Here is a 21361-nt window from a genome sequence, read left to right as displayed (position 1 = left end):
CCCTTCTGAATAAAGGTCTTCGTGGGTATACTTCTGCTAATAATTTTCTCTGAGAGCATGCATTGTGAATTTACTGACAGTGAGTACTGATCTCATCAGTATTTTTTTATTCACGACACTGTTTCTGTTTTTTGCCCGTAAGGTGGCAAAAAAAGTCGGTTTAGTGGATAAACCTAACTTCCGCAAACGTCACCAGGGATTGATACCGCTCGTTGGGGGTATTTCAGTTTTCGCAGGGATTTGCTTTACGTTCGGAATTGTTGATTACTACATTCCGCATGCAGCTCTCTACCTCGCCTGTGCGGGCGTCCTGGTGTTCATCGGCGCACTGGATGACCGTTTCGATATTAGTGTAAAAATCCGTGCCACCATACAGGCTGCTGTTGGCATCGTTATGATGGTGTTTGGCAAACTTTATCTCAGTAGCCTGGGCTATATTTTTGGCTCCTGGGAGATGGTGCTTGGGCCGTTTGGTTATTTCCTGACGCTGTTTGCCGTCTGGGCGGCAATTAATGCTTTCAACATGGTTGATGGCATTGATGGTCTGCTGGGTGGGTTGTCCTGCGTCTCGTTTGCGGCAATTGGCATGATTTTGTGGTTCGATGGGCAAACCAGCCTCGCTATCTGGTGCTTTGCGATGATCGCCGCCATCCTGCCATACATCATGCTCAACCTCGGTATTCTGGGGCGTCGCTACAAAGTGTTTATGGGCGATGCGGGCAGTACATTGATTGGTTTTACCGTAATCTGGATCCTGCTTGAAACTACTCAGGGCAAAACACATCCGATTAGCCCGGTGACTGCATTATGGATTATCGCTATTCCGCTGATGGATATGGTGGCGATTATGTATCGTCGCCTGCGTAAAGGCATGAGTCCATTCTCGCCTGATCGCCAGCATATTCATCATTTGATCATGCGTGCCGGCTTTACTTCTCGTCAGGCATTTGTGCTGATTACCCTTGCTGCTGCACTGCTTGCTTCCATTGGCGTACTGGCAGAATATTCTCATTTTGTCCCTGAATGGGTCATGCTGGTGCTCTTTTTGCTAGCATTCTTCCTCTATGGCTATTGCATTAAGCGCGCCTGGAAGGTTGCTCGCTTTATTAAGCGTGTGAAACGCCGACTGCGCAGAAATCGTGGTGGCAGCCCCAACTTAACCAAATAAACGAGGATGTAATGACGCAACCAATGCCTGGGAAACCAGCCGAAAATGCTGAAAATGAACTGGATATTCGTGGGTTGTTTCGTACCTTGTGGGCTGGGAAGCTGTGGATTGTTGGCATGGGGCTGGCGTTTGCGTTAATTGCGCTGGCGTATACATTTTTCGCCCGTCAGGAGTGGAGCGCGACGGCGATTACCGATCGTCCAACGGTCAATATGCTGGGCGGATACTACTCGCAGCAGCAGTTTCTACGTAACCTGGATGTTCGTTCGAACATGGCTTCTGCCGATCAACCATCGGTCATGGACGAAGCCTATAAAGAGTTTGTTATGCAACTGGCGTCGTGGGACACCCGCCGCGATTTCTGGTTGCAGACCGACTATTACAAACAGCGGATGGTTGGCAACAGCAAAGCAGATGCGGCTCTGCTGGATGAAATGATCAACAACATCCAGTTTATTCCCGGTGATTTCACCCGAGCGATCAACGATAACGTTAAATTGATTGCTGAAACTGCCCCCGATGCCAATAATCTGCTGCGTCAATATGTCGCATTCGCCAGTCAGCGCGCGGCCAGCCATCTGAATGATGAGCTGAAAGGTGCATGGGCAGCGCGCACTATCCAAATGAAAGCCCAGGTGAAGCGTCAGGAAGAAGTCGCGAAAGCGATCTACGACCGCCGGGTAAACAGCATTGAGCAGGCACTCAAAATCGCTGAGCAACATAATATCTCTCGCAGCGCGACAGATGTCCCGGCGGATGAATTGCCTGATTCAGAAATGTTTTTGTTGGGTCGCCCGATGCTGCAGGCGCGATTAGAAAATTTACAGGCCGTCGGCCCGGCCTTTGATCTCGACTATGATCAGAATCGGGCCATGTTAAACACCCTTAATGTTGGTCCAACCCTGGATCCGCGTTTTCAGACCTATCGCTATTTGCGTACACCGGAAGAACCGGTAAAACGCGATAGCCCACGCCGTGCCTTCCTGATGATTATGTGGGGCATTGTCGGGGGGCTGATCGGGGCTGGTGTCGCATTAACCCGCCGTTGCTCGAAATAGCAACACAGTTGCGGTGAGCACAAAGGCGCTCGCCGCTTATTCAAAGAGAATCGATGTGAAAGTACTGACTGTATTTGGTACGCGCCCGGAAGCCATCAAGATGGCGCCGTTGGTGCATGCGTTGGCAAAAGATCCTTTTTTTGAGGCTAAAGTTTGCGTCACTGCGCAGCATCGGGAGATGCTCGATCAGGTGCTGAAACTCTTTTCCATTGTACCTGACTACGATCTCAACATAATGCAGCCAGGACAGGGACTGACAGAGATAACCTGTCGAATTCTTGAGGGATTAAAACCTATTCTTGCCGAGTTCAAACCAGACGTTGTACTGGTACACGGCGATACCACCACGACGCTGGCCACCAGTCTGGCGGCGTTTTATCAGCGCATTCCTGTTGGTCACGTTGAGGCCGGGCTACGCACGGGCGATCTTTACTCGCCGTGGCCGGAAGAAGCTAACCGCACGCTGACCGGTCATCTGGCAATGTACCATTTCTCCCCAACTGAGACCTCACGGCAAAACCTGCTACGTGAAAACGTCGCTGATAGCCGAATCTTCATTACCGGCAATACAGTTATCGACGCTTTGTTGTGGGTGCGTGATCAAGTGATGAGCAGCGAGATGCTGCGTTCAGAACTGGCGGCAAATTACCCGTTTATCGACCCTGATAAGAAGATGATTCTGGTGACCGGTCACAGGCGTGAAAGCTTCGGTCGTGGCTTTGAGGAGATTTGCCATGCGCTGGCAGAAATAGCCACCACTCATCAGGACATCCAGATTGTTTATCCGGTACATCTCAACCCGAATGTCAGAGAACCGGTTAGTCGCATTCTGGGGCACGTAAAAAACGTCATTCTGATCGATCCCCAGGAGTATTTACCGTTTGTCTGGCTGATGAATCACGCATGGTTGATTTTGACCGACTCTGGCGGTATTCAGGAGGAAGCACCTTCGCTGGGTAAACCGGTGCTGGTGATGCGTGACACCACCGAGCGCCCGGAAGCTGTTACCGCTGGAACGGTGCGTCTGGTGGGGACGGATAAACAACGGATCGTTGAGGAAGTGACACGTCTTCTCAACGACGACAACGAATATCAAATGATGAGCCGCGCCCATAACCCCTATGGTGATGGTCAGGCATGCTCTCGCATTCTGGAAGCGTTAAAAAATAATCGGATATCACTATGAGTTTTGCGACCATTTCTGTCATCGGACTGGGTTACATTGGGCTGCCGACAGCCGCTGCGTTTGCCTCACGGCAAAAACAGGTGATTGGTGTCGATATCAACCAACAAACGGTTGATACTATCAATCGTGGCGAAATCCATATCGTCGAGCCTGATTTGGCGAGTGTAGTAAAAACTGCCGTGGAAGGTGGCTTTTTGCGAGCGAGCACAACGCCCGTTGAGGCTGATGCCTGGCTGATTGCGGTACCAACGCCGTTTAAAGGCGATCATGAGCCGGATATGGCTTACGTCGAATCGGCTGCCCGCTCCATTGCGCCAGTGCTGAAAAAAGGTGCGCTGGTGATCCTTGAGTCCACCTCTCCGGTGGGTTCAACCGAGAAAATGGCAGAATGGTTAGCAGAAATGCGTCCGGACCTGACTTTCCCGCAGCAGGTGGGCGAACAGGCCGACGTGAATATTGCCTATTGCCCGGAACGCGTGTTACCGGGGCAGGTGATGGTCGAGCTGATTAAAAATGACCGTGTAATAGGTGGCATGACACCGGTTTGCTCGGCGCGCGCCAGTGAACTGTACAAAATTTTCCTCGAAGGTGAGTGTGTTGTCACTAACTCCCGGACGGCGGAAATGTGTAAGCTCACCGAAAATAGCTTCCGCGATGTGAATATCGCGTTTGCTAACGAACTGTCGCTGATTTGCGCCGGGCAGGGAATTAACGTCTGGGAGCTGATTCGTCTGGCGAATCGCCACCCTCGCGTCAATATTCTTCAGCCAGGCCCTGGCGTGGGCGGTCACTGTATTGCCGTTGATCCGTGGTTTATCGTAGCGCAGAACCCGCAGCAGGCGCGGCTTATCCGTACAGCCAGGGAAGTGAACGATCACAAACCTTTTTGGGTAATTGATCAGGTGAAAGCGGCGGTTGCCGATTGCCTGGCCGCTACCGATAAACGCGCCAGCGAAGTGAAAATTGCCTGCTTTGGGCTGGCATTTAAACCGAATATTGATGACCTGCGCGAAAGCCCGGCGATGGAAATCGCTGAACTGATCGCCCAGTGGCATAGCGGCGAGACGCTGGTCGTTGAACCGAACATTCACCAGTTGCCGAAAAAACTGGCCGGGCTTTGCACGCTGGCGCAGCTTGACGAAGCGCTGGCGACGGCAGACGTGCTGGTGATGTTGGTCGATCACAGTCAGTTCAAAGCCATCAGCGGCGATCATGTTAAGCAGCAGTATGTAGTCGATACCAAAGGGGTCTGGCGCTGATACAGATTGCAGTGAATGACTGTTTTGAGGGAGCCACACTATGCCCGTCCGCGCCAGTATTGAGCCACTCACCTGGGAAAATGCCTTCTTTGGTGTTAATAGCGCCATCGTGCGTATTAACCCTGACGCGCCACTCCTGACACCAGATGCCTTAGCGCCGTGGTCACGGGTGCAGGCCAAAATAGTCGCATCAAATATCGGTGAACTGGATGCCCTGCAACAGTTGGGATTCTCACTGGTAGAAGGTGAAGTTGATTTGGCGCTACCCGTGACCAGAGCCAGTGATAGCGGCGCAGAAGTGGCACAAGAGACAGATATTCCAGTACTACGCCAGTTAGCGAGTGAGGCATTTGCGCAAAGCCGTTTTCGTGCACCGTGGTATGCGCCTGAAGCCAGTGGGCGCTTTTATGCGCAGTGGATTGAAAACGCCGTGCACGGCACCTTTGATCATCAATGTCTGATCTTACGCACGCCATCCGGCGATATTCGTGGCTATGTCTCTTTACGTGAGCTCAATGCGACAGACGTGCGTATTGGCCTGTTGGCAGGACGCGGTGCAGGTGCAGAGCTGATGCAAACGGCGCTAAACTGGGCGTATGCTCGCGGTAAAACAACATTGCGGGTGGCGACCCAGATGGGCAACACCGCCGCGCTTAAACGATACATAAAAAGTGGTGCAAATGTAGAAAGCACCGCGTACTGGTTATACAGGTGATCACATGATTCCATTTAACGCACCGCCGGTGGTGGGAACCGAACTCGATTATATGCAGTCGGCAATGGGTAGCGGCAAACTGTGTGGCGATGGTGGTTTTACCCGTCGCTGCCAGCAGTGGCTGGAGCAACGTTTTGGCAGCGCCAAAGCGCTGTTGACGCCGTCCTGCACCGCTTCTCTGGAGATGGCGGCTCTGTTGTTGGATATCCAGCCTGGCGATGAAGTGATCATGCCGAGTTATACCTTTGTCTCCACCGCCAACGCCTTCGTGCTGCGTGGAGCGAAAATCGTTTTTGTGGATGTTCGCCCGGACACTATGAACATCGACGAAACGCTGATTGAAGCGGCGATCACCGACAAAACGCGCGTTATCGTGCCGGTGCATTACGCGGGCGTGGCCTGTGAAATGGACACCATTATGGCGTTGGCGAAAAAATATAACCTGTTTGTGGTGGAAGATGCCGCTCAGGGTGTGATGTCCACTTACAAAGGGCGTGCGCTGGGAACCATTGGTCATATTGGCTGCTTTAGCTTCCATGAAACCAAAAACTACACCGCGGGTGGTGAAGGCGGCGCTACGTTGATTAATGATAAAAAATTGATTGAGCGCGCCGAGATCATCCGTGAAAAAGGCACTAATCGTAGCCAGTTCTTCCGTGGTCAGGTGGATAAATACACCTGGCGCGATATCGGCTCCAGCTATTTGATGTCCGATCTGCAAGCCGCATATCTGTGGGCGCAACTGGAAGCAGCGGATCGTATCAACCTGCAGCGTCTGGCGCTGTGGCAAAACTATTACGATGCACTGGCACCACTGGCGAAAGCCGGGCGTATCGAACTGCCGTCGATTCCGGATAGCTGCGTGCAGAACGCGCATATGTTCTACATTAAGCTGCGTGATATTGATGACCGGAATGCGTTGATTAACTTCCTGAAAGAAGCAGAAATCATGGCGGTGTTCCATTACATTCCGCTGCACGCAAGCCCGGCGGGTGAACGGTTTGGTGAGTTCCACGGTGAAGATCGCTACACCACCAAAGAGAGCGAGCGCTTGCTGCGTCTGCCGCTGTTCTACAATCTGTCGCCCGTCAATCAACGCACGGTAATTGCGACCTTGCTGAACTACTTCTCCTGATATGTCGCTGGCGAAAGCGTCCTTATGGACGGCGGCCAGTACGCTGGTCAAGATTGGTGCCGGGTTACTGGTCGGTAAGCTGCTGGCGGTATCATTTGGTCCGGCAGGGCTGGGGCTGGCGGCTAACTTCCGTCAGTTGATTACCGTACTCGGCGTGCTTGCCGGGGCGGGCATTTTTAACGGCGTAACCAAATACGTTGCCCAGTATCATGATAATCCGCAGCAGCTACGTCGTGTGGTGGGTACATCATCAGCGATGGTGCTTGGTTTCTCCACGCTGATGGCGCTGATTTTTGTGCTGGCAGCCGCTCCGATCAGCCAGGGATTGTTCGGGAATACTGACTACCAGGGGCTGGTACGTTTAGTGGCGCTGGTGCAAATGGGTATCGCCTGGGGCAACCTGTTGCTGGCGCTGATGAAAGGCTTTCGCGATGCCGCGGGTAATGCGTTATCGCTGATTGTTGGCAGCCTGATTGGTGTTATCGCTTACTACGTCAGTTACCGTTTTGGTGGCTATGAAGGCGCGTTGCTTGGGCTGGCGCTGATTCCTGCGTTGGTGGTGATTCCGGCTGCCATCATGTTGATCAAACGTGGCGCTATCCCGTTAAGCTATCTGAAACCCAGTTGGGATAGCGGTCTGGCGGGGCAGTTGAGTAAGTTCACGTTAATGGCGCTGATTACTTCGGTGACCTTGCCCGTTGCTTACATCATGATGCGTAAGTTACTGGCGGCGCAGTATAGCTGGGATGAGGTGGGGATCTGGCAAGGCGTAAGTAGTATTTCCGACGCCTACCTGCAATTCATTACCGCCTCTTTTAGCGTGTATTTACTGCCCACTCTGTCGCGGCTAACGGAAAAGCGCGATATCACCCGCGAAGTGGTGAAGTCGCTGAAATTCGTTCTACCGGCGGTGGCAGCGGCGAGTTTTACAGTCTGGTTGCTGCGTGACTTTGCCATCTGGCTACTTTTATCGAACAAATTTACCGCCATGCGCGATCTCTTTGCCTGGCAGTTGGTTGGCGATGTGTTAAAAGTGGGCGCTTATGTCTTTGGTTATCTGGTGATCGCCAAAGCGTCGCTCCGGTTTTATATTCTGGCGGAAGTCAGTCAGTTCACGTTGTTGATGGTATTTGCCCACTGGTTGATCCCCGCGCATGGCGCGCTGGGCGCGGCGCAGGCATATATGGCAACCTATATCGTCTATTTTTCTCTTTGTTGTGGCGTGTTTTTACTCTGGCGTAGGCGGGCATGACTGTACTGATTCACGTTTTGGGATCGGATATCCCTCACCATAACCAAACCGTTTTGCGGTTTTTCAACGACGCGCTGGCTGCGACAAGCGAGCACGCGCGCGAGTTTATGGTTGCAGGCAAGGACGACGGCTTAAGTGATAGCTGTCCGGCGCTCACTATCCGCTTTTTTGCAGACAAAAAATCACTGGCTGAAGCGGTTATCGCGAAAGCGAAAGCTAACCGTCAACAGCGGTTTTTCTTCCATGGCCAGTTCAATCCAAAACTATGGCTGGCGCTGCTTAGCGGCGGAATCAAGCCCAGCCAGTTTTACTGGCATATATGGGGCGCTGATTTGTATGAACTTTCCAGTGGCTTGAGATATAAGCTCTTTTATCCGCTGCGCCGCCTGGCACAAAAGCGGGTGGGCTGTGTATTTGCCACTCGGGGAGACTTGAGCTTTTTTGCCAGAACGCATCCAAAGGTGCGAGGCGAACTGATTTACTTCCCAACCCGGATGGATCCTTCTCTCAATACGATGGCTAACGATCGGCAACGTGAAGGGAAAATGACTATTCTGGTGGGGAACTCCGGCGATCGCAGTAATGAACACATCGCTGCCTTACGCGCTGTGCATCGGCAGTTTGGCGATACGGTGAAAGTGGTGGTGCCGATGGGATATCCGGCCAACAACGATGCGTATATCAACGAAGTTCGTCAGGCGGGGCTGGAATTATTCAGCGAAGAAAATCTGCAAATTCTGAGCGAAAAAATGGATTTTGACGCTTATCTGGCACTACTTCGCCAGTGCGATCTCGGCTACTTTATTTTTGCCCGTCAGCAAGGTATCGGTACGCTGTGCTTGTTGATTCAGGCTGGTATTCCCTGCGTACTTAATCGGGAAAACCCGTTCTGGCAGGATATGACGGAGCAACATTTGCCGGTGCTATTTACCACTGACGATCTCAACGAGGATATTGTGCGTGAAGCGCAGCGCCAGTTGGCGTCGGTAGATAAAAACCACATTGCCTTCTTTAGTCCAAACTATCTGCAAGGCTGGCATCGGGCGCTGGCAATTGCCGCTGGGGAGGTCGCATGAGCCTGCTGCAATTCAGCGGCCTGTTTGTTGTCTGGCTGCTCTGTACGCTGTTTATCGCCACGCTGACCTGGTTTGAGTTTCGCCGCGTGCGATTTAACTTCAATATCTTCTTTTCATTGCTTTTTTTGCTGACGTTTTTCTTCGGATTTCCGCTGACCAGCGTACTGGTATTCCGCTTTGATGTTGGTGTCGCGCCGCCAGAAATCTTGTTGCAGGCGTTGCTTTCTGCGGGCTGCTTTTACGCGGTTTATTACGTCACCTACAAAACCCGCTTACGCAAAAGTGTTGCCGATGCACCGCGCCGTCCAGTGTTTACCATGAATCGCGTGGAAACCAATCTTACCTGGTTTCTCCTGATGGGCATCGCGTTGGTCAGTGTCGGCATCTTCTTCATGCACAACGGCTTTTTGTTGTTCCGACTTAACTCCTACAGTCAGATCTTTTCCAGTGAAGTCTCCGGCGTGGCGTTAAAGCGCTTCTTTTACTTTTTTATCCCGGCGATGCTGGTGGTCTATTTTCTGCGCCAGGACAGCAAAGCGTGGCTGTTTTTCCTCGTCAGTACCGTTGCCTTTGGATTGCTGACCTACATGATTGTCGGTGGCACTCGCGCCAATATCATTATCGCGTTCGCTATCTTCCTGTTTATCGGCATTATTCGCGGTTGGATTTCACTGTGGATGCTGGCAGCGGCAGGCGTGCTGGGGATTGTCGGTATGTTCTGGCTGGCGCTAAAACGCTACGGAATGAACGTGAGCGGTGATGAAGCTTTCTACACGTTTCTCTATCTCACCCGCGACACTTTCTCGCCGTGGGAGAATCTGGCGTTGCTATTGCAGAACTACGACAACATCGACTTCCAGGGGCTGGCACCGATTGTCCGTGATTTCTATGTCTTTATTCCTTCCTGGCTGTGGCCGGGTCGGCCCAGTATGGTGCTGAACTCCGCCAACTATTTCACCTGGGAAGTGCTGAATAATCACTCCGGGCTGGCTATCTCACCTACGCTTATCGGCTCACTGGTGGTGATGGGCGGTGTGTTGTTTATTCCGCTTGGGGCGATTGTGGTTGGCCTGATTATAAAATGGTTCGACTGGCTGTATGAGCTGGGCAACCGCGAAACCAATCGCTATAAGGCAGCGATTTTGCACAGTTTCTGCTTTGGGGCGATCTTCAATATGATCGTGCTGGCGCGAGAAGGACTGGATTCATTTGTCTCGCGGGTGGTCTTTTTTATCGTGGTCTTCGGTGCAAGCCTGATGATTGCAAAACTACTGTACTGGCTTTTTGATAGCGCCGGACTCATTCATAAACGAATAAAATCATCGCTCCGGACGCAGATTGAAGGATAACAATGAATAACAACACCACAGCACCGACCTATACGCTGCGTGGCTTACAGTTGATCGGTTGGCGTGATATGCAGCATGCCCTCGATTATCTGTTCGCTGATGGGCAGCTTAAGCAGGGAACGCTGGTTGCCATTAATGCCGAAAAAATGCTGACCATTGAAGATAACGCCGAGGTCAGGGCGTTAATTAACGCTGCCGAATTTAAATATGCCGATGGCATTAGCGTCGTGCGTTCGGTACGTAAAAAATATCCTCAGTCACAGGTTTCCCGCGTAGCTGGAGCCGATCTCTGGGAAGAGCTGATGGCTCGCGCAGGAAAAGAAGGGACGCCCGTTTTTCTTGTTGGCGGCAAACCTGAAGTACTGGCGCAGACCGAAACTAAACTGCGCGGCCAGTGGAATGTGAATATCGTTGGCAGCCAGGATGGTTATTTCAAACCCGAGCAGCGTCAGGCGCTGTTTGAGCGTATCCATGCCAGTGGCGCGCAAATCGTCACTGTCGCAATGGGATCGCCAAAACAGGAAATCTTCATGCGCGACTGCCGTCAGGTGCATCCTGATGCGCTTTATATGGGCATTGGCGGAACGTACGATGTTTTTACTGGCCATGTGAAACGCGCGCCGAAAATCTGGCAAAAACTGGGGTTGGAGTGGCTCTATCGCCTGCTTTCGCAGCCGAGTCGCATTAAGCGTCAGCTCCGTTTACTGCGCTATTTACGCTGGCATTACACCGGCAACCTCTGATTTTCCCTCTCTTGCTGGCGGCATAAGTGTTCACAATGTCGCCTGTTCTTCACCTTCCTGCTGTTTTATTACACAAAGCATTCAAATTTTTAATGCTTCATTTGCCATTTCTCCTGAATTACGAAAACATTCGCAACACTCGATGTACCCATAACGATAACCGGTAACACCGGAAAAACATGCAAACACAACACGAGGATTTATGGCAGATAATAAACCAGAGCTACAGCGTGGGCTGGAAGCTCGACATATCGAACTCATCGCCCTGGGGGGCACCATTGGCGTTGGTCTGTTTATGGGGGCCGCCAGCACCCTAAAATGGGCTGGGCCATCTGTATTGTTGGCCTATATCATCGCCGGGCTGTTCGTCTTTTTCATCATGCGCTCAATGGGCGAAATGTTATTCCTTGAGCCGGTTACCGGTTCGTTCGCCGTTTACGCACATCGTTATATGAGCCCGTTTTTTGGCTATCTCACTGCCTGGTCTTACTGGTTCATGTGGATGGCGGTGGGGATCTCGGAAATCACTGCCATTGGCGTCTACGTCCAGTTCTGGTTCCCGGAGATGGCACAGTGGATACCTGCATTGATCGCGGTGGCGCTGGTGGCGCTGGCGAATCTGGCGGCGGTCAGACTGTATGGTGAAATCGAGTTTTGGTTCGCGATGATCAAAGTCACCACGATCATCGTTATGATAGTCATTGGCCTGGGCGTGATTTTCTTTGGCTTTGGCAATGGCGGGCAGTCGATTGGTTTTGGCAATCTCACTGAGCATGGCGGTTTCTTTGCGGGTGGCTGGAAAGGGTTCCTGACGGCGCTGTGTATCGTGGTGGCGTCCTACCAGGGTGTGGAGCTGATTGGTATTACTGCCGGTGAAGCGAAAAATCCGCAGGTGACGTTGCGCAGTGCGGTAGGCAAAGTGCTGTGGCGAATCCTTATTTTCTACGTAGGCGCGATCTTCGTTATCGTCACCATCTTCCCGTGGAATGAAATTGGCAGCAATGGCAGCCCGTTTGTACTGACTTTCGCCAAAATTGGCATTACCGCAGCCGCGGGTATTATCAACTTTGTGGTACTGACGGCGGCGCTTTCTGGCTGTAACAGCGGTATGTACAGTTGCGGACGTATGCTTTATGCACTGGCGAAAAACCGTCAGTTACCGGCGGCGATGGCAAAAGTTTCTCGTCACGGCGTGCCGGTTGCGGGAGTAGCGGTATCCATTGCCATCCTGTTAATTGGCTCGTGCCTGAACTACATCATTCCCAATCCGCAGCGTGTGTTTGTTTACGTCTACAGCGCCAGCGTGCTGCCGGGGATGGTGCCGTGGTTTGTGATCCTGATAAGCCAACTGCGTTTTCGTCGTGCGCACAAAGCGGCGATTGCCAGCCATCCGTTCCGCTCCATTCTGTTCCCGTGGGCAAATTATGTGACAATGGCGTTCCTTATTTGCGTTTTGATCGGCATGTACTTTAATGAAGATACTCGTATGTCGCTGTTTGTCGGCATCATCTTCATGCTGGCGGTGACGGCGATTTACAAAGTTTTTGGGCTTAATCGCCACGGTAAAGCGCATAAACTGGAGGAATAAGCAGCAAAATGCGCAAAGCGTAACCAAACGCGCATTTTATTTAAAAAGGGACTAGACAGAGGGGTGGGAAGTCCGTATTATCCACCCCCGCAACGGCGCTAAGCGCCCGTAGCTCAGCTGGATAGAGCGCTGCCCTCCGGAGGCAGAGGTCTCAGGTTCGAATCCTGTCGGGCGCGCCATTTAGTCCCGGCGCTTGAGCTGCGGTGGTAGTAATACCGCGTAACAAGATTTGTAGTGGTGGCTATAGCTCAGTTGGTAGAGCCCTGGATTGTGATTCCAGTTGTCGTGGGTTCGAATCCCATTAGCCACCCCATTATTAGAAGTTGTGAAAATGCGAAGGTGGCGGAATTGGTAGACGCGCTAGCTTCAGGTGTTAGTGTCCTTACGGACGTGGGGGTTCAAGTCCCCCCCCTCGCACCACGACTTTAAAGGATTGAACTAAAAATTCAAAAAGCAGTATTTCGGCGAGTAGCGCAGCTTGGTAGCGCAACTGGTTTGGGACCAGTGGGTCGGAGGTTCGAATCCTCTCTCGCCGACCAATTTTGAACCCCGCTTCGGCGGGGTTTTTTGTTTTCTGTGTATTCCATCACTCTCCCTTCGCAATAAACGCCCGTAGTAACTCATTGCCACACGGTATGATTTCGCCCTTAGCTTATTGAAGGACGATTTCAGGCAAGGAGCGACTATGCTGCAACAGGTTCCAACGCGTGCTTTTCATGTGATGGCGAAACCGAGCGGTTCCGATTGTAATCTGAACTGTGACTACTGTTTTTATCTCGAAAAACACTCTCTCTACCGCGAACATCCTGTCACACATATGGACGATGACACGCTGGAAGCGTATGTCCGCCACTATATCGCTGCCAGTGAACCACAAAACGAAGTTGCTTTTACCTGGCAAGGCGGAGAGCCAACGCTGCCGGGGTTGGAATTTTACCGCCGCGCTGTGGCACTACAGGCAAAATATGGTGCAGGCAGGCGGGTAAGTAACAGCTTCCAGACTAACGGCGTGCTGCTGGATGACGAATGGTGTGCGTTTCTGGCAGAAAATCATTTTCTGGTTGGCTTATCGCTGGACGGCCCGGCAGAGATCCATAATCAATACCGCGTTACCAAAGGCGGCAGACCAACGCATAAACTGGTAATGCGCGCGCTTAAACTACTGCAAAAATATCACGTTGATTATAACGTTCTGGCGTGCGTCAATCGCACCAGCGTGCTGCAACCGTTGCAGGTCTATGAATTTTTGCGTGATGCGGGCGTTGAGTTCATCCAGTTTATTCCGGTGGTGGAACGTCTGGCAGATGAAACAGCAGCCCACGACGGACTGAAATTACGAGCGCCTGGCGATATTCAGGGGGAACTGACGGAATGGTCGGTGCGCCCGCAAGAGTTCGGTGAATTTCTGGTGACGATTTTCGATCACTGGATCAAACGCGACGTCGGTAAGATTTTCGTGATGAATATCGAATGGGCATTTGCCAATTTTGTCGGCGCGCCTGGCGCGGTTTGCCATCATCAGCCAACCTGCGGGCGTTCGGTGATTGTTGAGCACAACGGCGATGTTTACACCTGTGATCACTTTGTCTATCCGCAATATCGACTGGGGAATATGCTTCAGCAGACGATTGCAGAAATGGTAGATTCCCCGCAACAGCAGGCGTTTGGTGAAGATAAATTTAAGCAGTTACCGGCGCAGTGTCGCAGTTGCAACGTGTTAAAAGCGTGCTGGGGAGGTTGCCCGAAACACCGCTTTATGCTCGATGCCAGCGGCAAACCGGGGCTGAATTATTTGTGCGCCGGATATCAACGCTATTTCCGCCATTTGCCTCCGTATCTTAAAGCAATGGCTGATTTGCTGGCGCACGGCCGCCCGGCCAGCGACATTATGCAGGCACATTTGATGGTGGTGAATAAGTAAAAATCGGCGGCCATTTTGTGGCCGCCTGCGGTTGATTGCCGGATGCGATGCTGACGCATCTTATCCGGCCTACAGGACGCTGCAATTTATTGAATTTGCACGATTTCGTAGGCCGGATAAGGCGTTCACGCCGCATCCGGCAAGAGCAGTGCAGCCCGATTTAGCGATAGCGCCGGCTTAGTCAGATTTAATCTGCGCGCGTGGCGGATATTTTTTCAGGATCTCCATATACGCATGCATTTCGGTCTGTAGCGGTACTCCCATCGGAATATGCCGCACGCCGATGGAGTCGCTTTCCTGCGGATCGGTGTACAGGTTAAACACCGACGACCCCGCCGTTTGCATTACTGTGCCGGTGAATCCACCCTGATATCCGCTCTGTGTATACGCGTATGGTTGCTGAATGAGAACATGATATTTGAACTCATCCATACGTACAGCGGCGAGTTTGCCGTTGAGGAAGTAGTGTTCAGCCTTGCGGTTAGACTGACCGTTTGTTCCGAGGAAGAAAGAGGTCTGGTCTACGCCATCGATAAAGGTCGTTTTCGGCACTAAATTCGCCACTTTCGCTCCAGGATGCCCTGCCAGATCCAGCGAGGTTGGGAAGAGATCGGCCAGATCGACAATACCGTCGGATTTACGCGCTTGGATCATGCCTTTCCAGTACACGAAGGTGGGTACGCGAACGCCGCCTTCCCAGGTAGAACCTTTCGCGCCACGGAACGGTGTGCGACCGTGCGGTGGCACTTCGGCTTCCGGACCGTTATCGGAGGTAAAGACAATCAGCGTGTTATCAAGCTGACCATTTTTCTCCAGTGCTTTATAGAGATTAGCGAACACATCGTTCATTTCTACCATGCAGTCGCCGTAAGAGGTGCGTGCCGGAGAACTACCGGCATATTTGGCATTCGGGTAGTTATCGAAGTGGCAGCCGCGCGTACCGTAATACAAGAAGAATGGTTTATCGCTCTTCGCCATTCTGTCGAGGAACTTAACGCCATATTCCATCCAGCGTTGATCAAGATCTTCCATATACTTCGGCGTAATATCAGCAATGGCTTGCTGCTCACCGCCGCGCACCGCATGAACGTCATCTTTGCTGAACGGTAATTGCTTGATGTACTCAGAACGGTCCGGACTCAGGGCGACTTCCGGATTGACGTGAACATCGCGCCATTCGGTATACATATCAGACACCGAGTTAAAGCCGCGGAAATCATCAAAGCCGACGTTCTGTGGCTGCGACTCTTTGTTTTCTCCCATATGCCATTTACCGATGGCCTGAGTGACGTAACCTTGATCATGCAATAATTGCGGCAGGGTAGTTAACCCTTGCAGACCACCTGGTTGTCCGTACATCGGCGGCATCAAAATGCCGTGGTGGATAGAATACTGTCCGGTGAGAATCGTCGCGCGGGTTGGTGAAGAACTGGGTTGAGAATACGCGGAGGTTAAAATCAGCCCCTGGCTGGCAACGGCGTCAATATCTGGTGTTGGGTTACCCACCGCCACACCGCCACCATTAAAGCCAACATCCATCCAGCCCACGTCATCCAGCAAGAAAATAACCACATTCGGTTTCTTACCGGTTTTTTTCTCTAATTCTGCCAGCTTCTGCTGAGTTTCTTTATCCTGCGCCGGATGCTGCATTACCGGCATCATATTATCGGCAATGGTGGTTGCCGGTTTAACCAGGTATTGATTTGGGTGATCGTAACCAGCAAATCCTTTGCGTGCGGTGGCGGTTGACGGGGTATCTGCAGCGCTGGCCATTAATGGAAGAGCGGCGGCGACAGCGACAACAAGAAGCTTGGGTGAGAACGAAAATTCCATGCAAAATGCTCCGATTTAATGTCATCAAAATGATGGCGTAGTTAAGCATTGATAATTGAGGTCCCTCTCCCTGACAGGATTATTTCATAAATAATGATGATGAAAATAAATTATCTATTTATCTTAAGAATAAATTGAAATATCAGGAGAGCGTTTTCAATCCTACCCCCCGTGCATGCGATATGTAAGGCGTGTTTATTATATCGCGTTGATTATTGATGCTGTTTTTAGTTTTGTCTGTAATTAATATGCGTATCATTAATTGATTATATTTAATCATTCATATCACATATAAAAAAGCATCAGGCTAAGGGAAGGATTTACTCGGTAATTTATTAAATATGAAGAAAAAAGGGTTACAGATTTTTCTCATAACAAGTATTAGGGGATGTTATTACCCCATCCTCTGTGGCATAATAACTGAGTAGATGCTCATTCCATCTCTTATGTTCGCCTTAGTGCCTCATAAACTCAGGAATGACGCAGAGCCGTTTACGGTGCTTATCGTCCACTGACAGATGTCGCTTTTGCCTCATCAGACACCATGGACACAACGTTGAGTGAAGCACCCACTTGTTGTCATACAGACCTGTTTTAACGCCTGCTCCGTAATAAGAGCAGGCGTTTTTTTATCTATTCAGGAAAGGCCCGGAGGCTCTGCGCCTCCAGGTGAGAAAGGATTACTGCGGTGGGTTGTTCTGTAATGTCAGCATCAAACCGTCGCGGCGCATTGCAGCGGCTTCTTCCGGCTTGTGCAGTCTGTCCAGCACGTCAGCAAGCCATGCATAATCGTAGGCATCCGGGCGTTGTTTCAGCGCCGCGCGGAAGGCGAGAGATGCTTCCTGCCATTCGCCGTGCTTCATCAGTGACTGGCCCAATGTGCTCCACAACAGTGGGCGGTCGCCCACGTTTTTGATCTGTTGGCGCAGCACTTTTTCCAGTTGTTCTGGATTATTGGTTTTCAGGCGTGGGATCGGCAGCAGCAGGCGATCGTCATACTGGCGTTTCAGGCCGTCGATGATAATTTGCTGGGCGGTGTCATGATCGTCACACTCAATAAGATGTTCTGCCATTGCCACCTGCAACGCCACCTGATGACGCGTTTTCCGGCTTTGATTTTTCCACCAGTTTCGCAAACCTTCACTACCGTCATCAGCACGAGCCTGATCCATCAGGCCAATCCATGCCTGTTGTTCCAGCATTGCGCGATGTTCTTCATCACCAACGTGAGCTTTTGCCATTGACGGGATGATGTCCAGCAGCGAACTCCACGCACCGGTGCGGATATAAGCTTGTTCCGCCAGACGCAGCACTTCAGGATGGCGTGGCGTGACTTCCAGCAACTTATCTACGCCGTGGCGTGCAGCATGATTTTCATTGCGTGCCAGTTGCAGGCGCACGCGGGCAATTTCTACCGGAATGGTGTCATTGCCTGCAAGTTCTGCTGCGCGTTCCAGATGCTGATTGGCGCGCGCTTCATCGCCGCGTTGTTGTGCGGCTTCAGCAGCCAGCAGGTAGTTCACTACCGGTTGTTCAGCGTGATCGGCATTTTTCGCCATCAGCTTTTCAACCTGCTGGTAATCACCTTCCGCCAGTTTCAGCAGCGCCTGTTCGGTCTGCTTACGTGCGCGGCGGCGTTTACGCCCGACAAACCAACCGCGGGTGTGCGCGCCGGTGCGGAAAATCCGTCGCAGTAGCCACTCGATAGCAAACAGCACCACCATTGCCAGTATAAAAATGATCGCCAGACCCGTGACGCTGGTTTCGATATTGTAGTTGTCGGTTTGAATCAGTACGTAACCCTGATGCCCGGCAATCATCGGACCAACCACGATCCCTGCAATAAGCAGAACAAAGAGTAACAACACTTTTAGCATGGTTATTCTCCTTGCGGCGCGGCTGCCGGAGTATCAGCTTGCGGTGCAGGTGCAGGTGCAGGTGCAGGTGCAGATTTAGCTTCCGTTGCTGGTGCTACAGGCTGTGCCAACAGATTACGCACGCGGGTTTGCATCAGCTTTTCCAGCATTGCCTGGCTTTGCAGGGTTTCCGGGAGATCCATCGAAATATTCTGCTGACTTAGCTGATCCACTTCGTCGAGAAACGCTTTGGTAGTGGCATCGTCAGTGTCGTAATAAGCACGTACCCAGGTAGAGACGTTTTCCAGCGCCTGGCGGTAGGTTTCTTCCTGATGACGCGGTACAGCTTGTGCTGCGACCAGCAGACGGGAACGAATATTTTCGCGCAGGTAGATATCTTGATTCGGCGCTAACAGGGGTACGGCGGTGTCATCACGACGCCGAATCGTAATGAAGTTATCCATAAAGTTCTGCCAGCTCTTTTGCAGATTGATACGCCATTCGCTGATGGAGCTGGAAAGCTCTTCACCATTGGAATCCATTGGTGAACCGTCACTGTCATTGTCGGCCAGACGCAGGTTATCTACCTGATTAGAAAGTTGATTCAACTTGAGGATGATACCGTCATAATCGACCTGTGATACCGCAGAAAGGCTGGCGATGTCATCGGTAATTGCCCGGCGAACGGTAATAAGACTTGGGTCATTCATATCGGCCAGGCTGGCATCTGCGCTTTTCAGTAGCGCAGCGGCGGTGGTGACGTCCTGATCGCTCCACAGCTTACGTCCGGCGAGCTTCACCAGAAAATCTGCCTGCGCCAGCAGCCAGGTTTTAGCATCGCTTCCGGAAATGGTGGCGACCTTTTGTTGAACTTCATCCAGTTGTTTTGCTAACGCTTCTTGCTGACGGTTTGCCTGCTCTAACTGCGTAGCCTGTTGTTTGATGATACCTTCCAGTTCTGCTTTTTGGCTCTCCTGGGCTTTTTGTAGTGCGGTGAGCTGGTTAGCGAGGATATCGCTGGTGGCCGTCTGATTGACGGCCTGTTGTTTACCCCAGCCATACAAACCGACACCTGCAGCCAGAGCAATAGCGATAGCCACCGCACTTAAAATCAGAGCAGTACTGTTATTACTCTTTTTTTCTACTGTGACAGATTGTGGCGTGGTGTCCACGGCCTCCCTGGTCTCTTCAACCACGGCGGAGGTTTTTTCTTGTTCCGTCATTATGGCTTCCTGTTATGAGAGTTATTGTAATGCCCGTAAAAGCGCATCGTTGTCAGCGTTATCAGCGACCCGAATGTCTTGCCAACCCAGTTCCCGGGCGAGTTTCGCCAGACGCTCGCTGACGACCAGTAGTCGACAGCGTAGTAACCAGTGCTCACGATACCATCGTGGAATCAGCGACCAGAGCTGTTGCAACATTTCACCGCTGGTAACAACGACCGTTGTCACTTCGCGGGACTGCCAGCGCATCGCTTCTTCTGCACCATCGTAATGAATGGCGCATCGTTGATAACATTCGCAAAAAGTAACTTCAGCCTCGCGTGCCGTCAGGGTTTCCCCAATCAGCTCACGACCGCCGTTGCCACGTAAAATTAGCGCACGTTTTCCCGCAATATTTTGTAATTCAGGTAATTGTAGCAAGACTTCACTGATTTCCCGATCATGCGGATAACGAACTTCATGTCCGCTCACGGTATGCAGCGCCAGCGCCGTGGTACGGCCAATAGCGAAATAAGTGGGTAGGGTGGGCCACTTAAGACCTTGCTGATGTAGCTGTGACTGGGCAAAAGCAACGGCATGTTGCGAAAGGGCAAACAACAGATCGCCTTCGCTCAGCTCCGCCAGCCGGTCGGCAAGTTGTGGCAATTGCCGACCAGGGGAAAACTCAATCAGCGGAAAATGCCAGGCCACCTGCCCCAGTGTGCGCAGACGGCTCACTAACTCTTCTCCAGCGGGAGACGGGCGGGTGACCAGGATACTCATGCCGGAGCGTCTCCGTTATAGACTTCAGCAAGGATTTCACGTGCGCCGTTATTCAATAGCTCTTCTGCCAGCGAAATGCCCATTTGCCCGGCATCTTGCGGCGCACCACGGCGTTCACCGCGAATAATCTGCGAACCGTCCGGTGCGCCGACCAGTGCACGCAGCCAGATTTCGCCATCAATAAGTTCGGCGTAGCTACCAATCGGCACCTGGCAACCGCCTTCAAGACGGGTATTCATGGCGCGTTCGGCGGTGACGCGCAGTGCAGTTTCGTGGTGATTGAGCGCGGCAAGAAGCTCGCGGGTGCGCGTATCATCAAGGCGGCATTCAATGCCCACCGCACCTTGTCCTACAGCCGGAAGAGAAACTTCTGGCGGCAGCGCGGCGCGAATGCGTGACTCCAGCCCTAAACGTTTTAAGCCAGCCACGGCAAGAATAATGGCATCGTATTCGCCATTATCCAGTTTACTCAGACGAGTACCGACATTGCCGCGCAGAGAACGGATAATGAGATCCGGACGGCGTTCAGCCAGTTGGCACTGACGGCGTAAGCTGGAAGTTCCGACGATGCTGCCCGCAGGTAACGCATCCAGACTGTCATAGTTATTGGAGACAAAGGCATCGCGAGGATCTTCACGCTCGCAAATGGTGACCAGCCCCAGACCTTGCGGAAATTCAACCGGCACATCTTTCATTGAATGTACGGCGATATCGGCACGGTTTTCCAGGAGCGCGACTTCCAGCTCTTTCACAAATAAGCCTTTCCCGCCTACCTTCGCCAGCGGCGTATCAAGAATCACATCGCCGCGCGTCACCATCGGCACCAGTTCAACCACCAGCCCTGGATGGCTCGCCATCAACTTGTCTTTGACATAATGTGCCTGCCAGAGTGCAAGTGGGCTTTGGCGTGTGGCAATTCTTAAAACATTGTCTAACATGCTTGTTACCGTCATTATCATCCATGGTCCATCCTAACATCCTTGCCGGAGCGATGTCAGTGTTGTGGTGAAACGTAGATGCCTGAGCAAAACGTAAAATATAGCCAGGCGGTGGATCCTGACAGGCGCTTCAAGCCGTCGTAATAAGGAATTTACAGAGAATAAACAGTGCTACACTTGTATGTAGCGCATCTTTCTTTACGGTCAACCAGCAAGGTGTTAAATTGATCACGTTTTAGACCATTTTTTCGTCGTGAAACTAAAAAAACCAGGCGCGGAAAGTGGTACGGTTACCTTTG

At 51.8% G+C, this 21361-nt stretch carries 17 protein-coding genes and 4 tRNA genes; 16 read left to right on the top strand and 5 right to left on the bottom strand.

Annotation, left to right across the window (positions count from 1 at the left end; genetic code table 11):
* Nucleotides 1–64 precede the first annotated feature (64 nt).
* The 16 genes from wecA (at nt 65) to C0K55_RS18415 (ending at nt 14450) form a co-directional block, all read left to right on the top strand.
* Nucleotides 65–1168 carry a UDP-N-acetylglucosamine--undecaprenyl-phosphate N-acetylglucosaminephosphotransferase gene (gene wecA / locus C0K55_RS18490; protein ID WP_001050950.1) on the top strand — a complete coding sequence of 368 codons (1104 nt, stop codon included), beginning with the start codon at nt 65–67 and terminating at the stop codon, nt 1166–1168.
* A gap of 11 nt (nt 1169–1179) precedes the next feature.
* Nucleotides 1180–2226: an ECA polysaccharide chain length modulation protein gene (wzzE, locus tag C0K55_RS18485; RefSeq protein ID WP_000193465.1), complete on the top strand. Its 1047-nt coding sequence runs from the start codon at nt 1180–1182 to the stop codon at nt 2224–2226.
* Between the two features lie 55 nt (nt 2227–2281).
* Nucleotides 2282–3412, top strand: a complete 1131-nt coding sequence (wecB, locus tag C0K55_RS18480; RefSeq protein WP_001517404.1) for a non-hydrolyzing UDP-N-acetylglucosamine 2-epimerase — start codon at nt 2282–2284, stop codon at nt 3410–3412.
* Nucleotides 3409–4671 (top strand): UDP-N-acetyl-D-mannosamine dehydrogenase, encoded by a 1263-nt coding sequence (wecC, locus tag C0K55_RS18475; protein WP_000006637.1) that lies wholly within the window; start codon nt 3409–3411, stop codon nt 4669–4671. Before wecB ends, wecC begins: the two co-directional genes overlap by 4 nt.
* A 40-nt stretch (nt 4672–4711) precedes the next feature.
* On the top strand, nt 4712–5386 hold the full coding sequence (gene rffC, locus C0K55_RS18470; protein WP_001517401.1) for a dTDP-4-amino-4,6-dideoxy-D-galactose acyltransferase: 675 nt from the start codon (nt 4712–4714) through the stop codon (nt 5384–5386).
* A 4-nt stretch (nt 5387–5390) separates the two neighbouring features.
* Nucleotides 5391–6521, top strand: a complete 1131-nt coding sequence (gene rffA, locus C0K55_RS18465) for a dTDP-4-amino-4,6-dideoxygalactose transaminase (RefSeq protein WP_105266696.1) — start codon at nt 5391–5393, stop codon at nt 6519–6521.
* A gap of 1 nt (nt 6522) precedes the next feature.
* On the top strand, nt 6523–7773 hold the full coding sequence (gene wzxE / locus C0K55_RS18460) for a lipid III flippase WzxE (RefSeq protein WP_016262699.1): 1251 nt from the start codon (nt 6523–6525) through the stop codon (nt 7771–7773).
* Nucleotides 7770–8849, top strand: coding sequence for a TDP-N-acetylfucosamine:lipid II N-acetylfucosaminyltransferase (gene rffT, locus C0K55_RS18455; protein WP_001517399.1), 1080 nt, complete (start codon nt 7770–7772; stop codon nt 8847–8849). The genes wzxE and rffT overlap by 4 nt, the downstream gene beginning before the upstream one ends.
* Complete coding sequence (gene wzyE / locus C0K55_RS18450) at nt 8846–10198, top strand: ECA oligosaccharide polymerase (RefSeq protein ID WP_000055110.1); 1353 nt, start codon at nt 8846–8848, stop codon at nt 10196–10198. Before rffT ends, wzyE begins: the two co-directional genes overlap by 4 nt.
* A gap of 2 nt (nt 10199–10200) precedes the next feature.
* Nucleotides 10201–10941: a lipopolysaccharide N-acetylmannosaminouronosyltransferase gene (gene wecG / locus C0K55_RS18445; RefSeq protein WP_001064030.1), complete on the top strand. Its 741-nt coding sequence runs from the start codon at nt 10201–10203 to the stop codon at nt 10939–10941.
* A 202-nt stretch (nt 10942–11143) separates the two neighbouring features.
* Nucleotides 11144–12529 (top strand): bifunctional threonine/serine APC transporter ThrP, encoded by a 1386-nt coding sequence (thrP, locus tag C0K55_RS18440; RefSeq protein ID WP_000774725.1) that lies wholly within the window; start codon nt 11144–11146, stop codon nt 12527–12529.
* Between the two features lie 102 nt (nt 12530–12631).
* Nucleotides 12632–12708, top strand: a tRNA-Arg gene (locus tag C0K55_RS18435).
* Between the two features lie 58 nt (nt 12709–12766).
* Nucleotides 12767–12842 (top strand) — tRNA-His (locus tag C0K55_RS18430).
* Nucleotides 12843–12862: 20 nt separating this feature from the next.
* Nucleotides 12863–12949: transfer RNA gene (locus tag C0K55_RS18425), tRNA-Leu, on the top strand.
* A 42-nt stretch (nt 12950–12991) separates the two neighbouring features.
* A tRNA-Pro gene (locus C0K55_RS18420) sits at nt 12992–13068 on the top strand.
* A gap of 146 nt (nt 13069–13214) precedes the next feature.
* Nucleotides 13215–14450, top strand: coding sequence for an anaerobic sulfatase maturase (locus C0K55_RS18415; RefSeq protein ID WP_105266697.1), 1236 nt, complete (start codon nt 13215–13217; stop codon nt 14448–14450).
* A gap of 177 nt (nt 14451–14627) precedes the next feature.
* Here C0K55_RS18415 and aslA read toward each other — a convergent pair whose 3' ends face one another.
* The 5 genes from aslA to hemC all read right to left on the bottom strand — a co-directional run bounded on the left by aslA (nt 14628) and on the right by hemC (nt 21062).
* Complete coding sequence (gene aslA / locus C0K55_RS18410; RefSeq protein ID WP_105266698.1) at nt 14628–16283, bottom strand: arylsulfatase AslA; 1656 nt, start codon at nt 16281–16283, stop codon at nt 14628–14630.
* A 680-nt stretch (nt 16284–16963) separates the two neighbouring features.
* Complete coding sequence (gene hemY / locus C0K55_RS18405; RefSeq protein ID WP_000921776.1) at nt 16964–18160, bottom strand: protoheme IX biogenesis protein HemY; 1197 nt, start codon at nt 18158–18160, stop codon at nt 16964–16966.
* A 2-nt stretch (nt 18161–18162) separates the two neighbouring features.
* The gene (gene hemX / locus C0K55_RS18400) at nt 18163–19362 is read right to left on the bottom strand and encodes a uroporphyrinogen-III C-methyltransferase (protein WP_105266482.1); all 1200 of its coding nucleotides are present in this window, start codon (nt 19360–19362) and stop codon (nt 18163–18165) included.
* A 21-nt stretch (nt 19363–19383) separates the two neighbouring features.
* Nucleotides 19384–20124, bottom strand: coding sequence for a uroporphyrinogen-III synthase (gene hemD / locus C0K55_RS18395; protein ID WP_105266481.1), 741 nt, complete (start codon nt 20122–20124; stop codon nt 19384–19386).
* Nucleotides 20121–21062: a hydroxymethylbilane synthase gene (gene hemC / locus C0K55_RS18390; RefSeq protein ID WP_010377386.1), complete on the bottom strand. Its 942-nt coding sequence runs from the start codon at nt 21060–21062 to the stop codon at nt 20121–20123. Before hemC ends, hemD begins: the two co-directional genes overlap by 4 nt.
* Nucleotides 21063–21361 lie beyond the last annotated feature (299 nt).

Origin of the sequence: Escherichia sp. MOD1-EC6098, assembly GCF_002965865.1 — a bacterium.
Taxonomy (GTDB): Bacteria; Pseudomonadota; Gammaproteobacteria; order Enterobacterales; family Enterobacteriaceae; genus Escherichia; species Escherichia marmotae.
This window is presented reverse-complemented; position numbering and strand designations above follow the sequence as displayed.

Coding starts and splice junctions, on each gene's coding strand:
- thrP (WP_000774725.1), top strand. CDS start 11,144: ATGGCAGATAATAAACCAGAGCTACAGCGTGGGCTGGAAGCTCGACAT.
- aslA (WP_105266698.1), bottom strand. CDS start 16,283: ATGGAATTTTCGTTCTCACCCAAGCTTCTTGTTGTCGCTGTCGCCGCC.
- rffA (WP_105266696.1), top strand. CDS start 5,391: ATGATTCCATTTAACGCACCGCCGGTGGTGGGAACCGAACTCGATTAT.
- hemC (WP_010377386.1), bottom strand. CDS start 21,062: ATGTTAGACAATGTTTTAAGAATTGCCACACGCCAAAGCCCACTTGCA.
- wzxE (WP_016262699.1), top strand. CDS start 6,523: ATGTCGCTGGCGAAAGCGTCCTTATGGACGGCGGCCAGTACGCTGGTC.
- hemY (WP_000921776.1), bottom strand. CDS start 18,160: ATGCTAAAAGTGTTGTTACTCTTTGTTCTGCTTATTGCAGGGATCGTG.
- hemX (WP_105266482.1), bottom strand. CDS start 19,362: ATGACGGAACAAGAAAAAACCTCCGCCGTGGTTGAAGAGACCAGGGAG.
- wecG (WP_001064030.1), top strand. CDS start 10,201: ATGAATAACAACACCACAGCACCGACCTATACGCTGCGTGGCTTACAG.
- wzyE (WP_000055110.1), top strand. CDS start 8,846: ATGAGCCTGCTGCAATTCAGCGGCCTGTTTGTTGTCTGGCTGCTCTGT.
- rffC (WP_001517401.1), top strand. CDS start 4,712: ATGCCCGTCCGCGCCAGTATTGAGCCACTCACCTGGGAAAATGCCTTC.
- wecC (WP_000006637.1), top strand. CDS start 3,409: ATGAGTTTTGCGACCATTTCTGTCATCGGACTGGGTTACATTGGGCTG.
- hemD (WP_105266481.1), bottom strand. CDS start 20,124: ATGAGTATCCTGGTCACCCGCCCGTCTCCCGCTGGAGAAGAGTTAGTG.
- wzzE (WP_000193465.1), top strand. CDS start 1,180: ATGACGCAACCAATGCCTGGGAAACCAGCCGAAAATGCTGAAAATGAA.
- rffT (WP_001517399.1), top strand. CDS start 7,770: ATGACTGTACTGATTCACGTTTTGGGATCGGATATCCCTCACCATAAC.
- C0K55_RS18415 (WP_105266697.1), top strand. CDS start 13,215: ATGCTGCAACAGGTTCCAACGCGTGCTTTTCATGTGATGGCGAAACCG.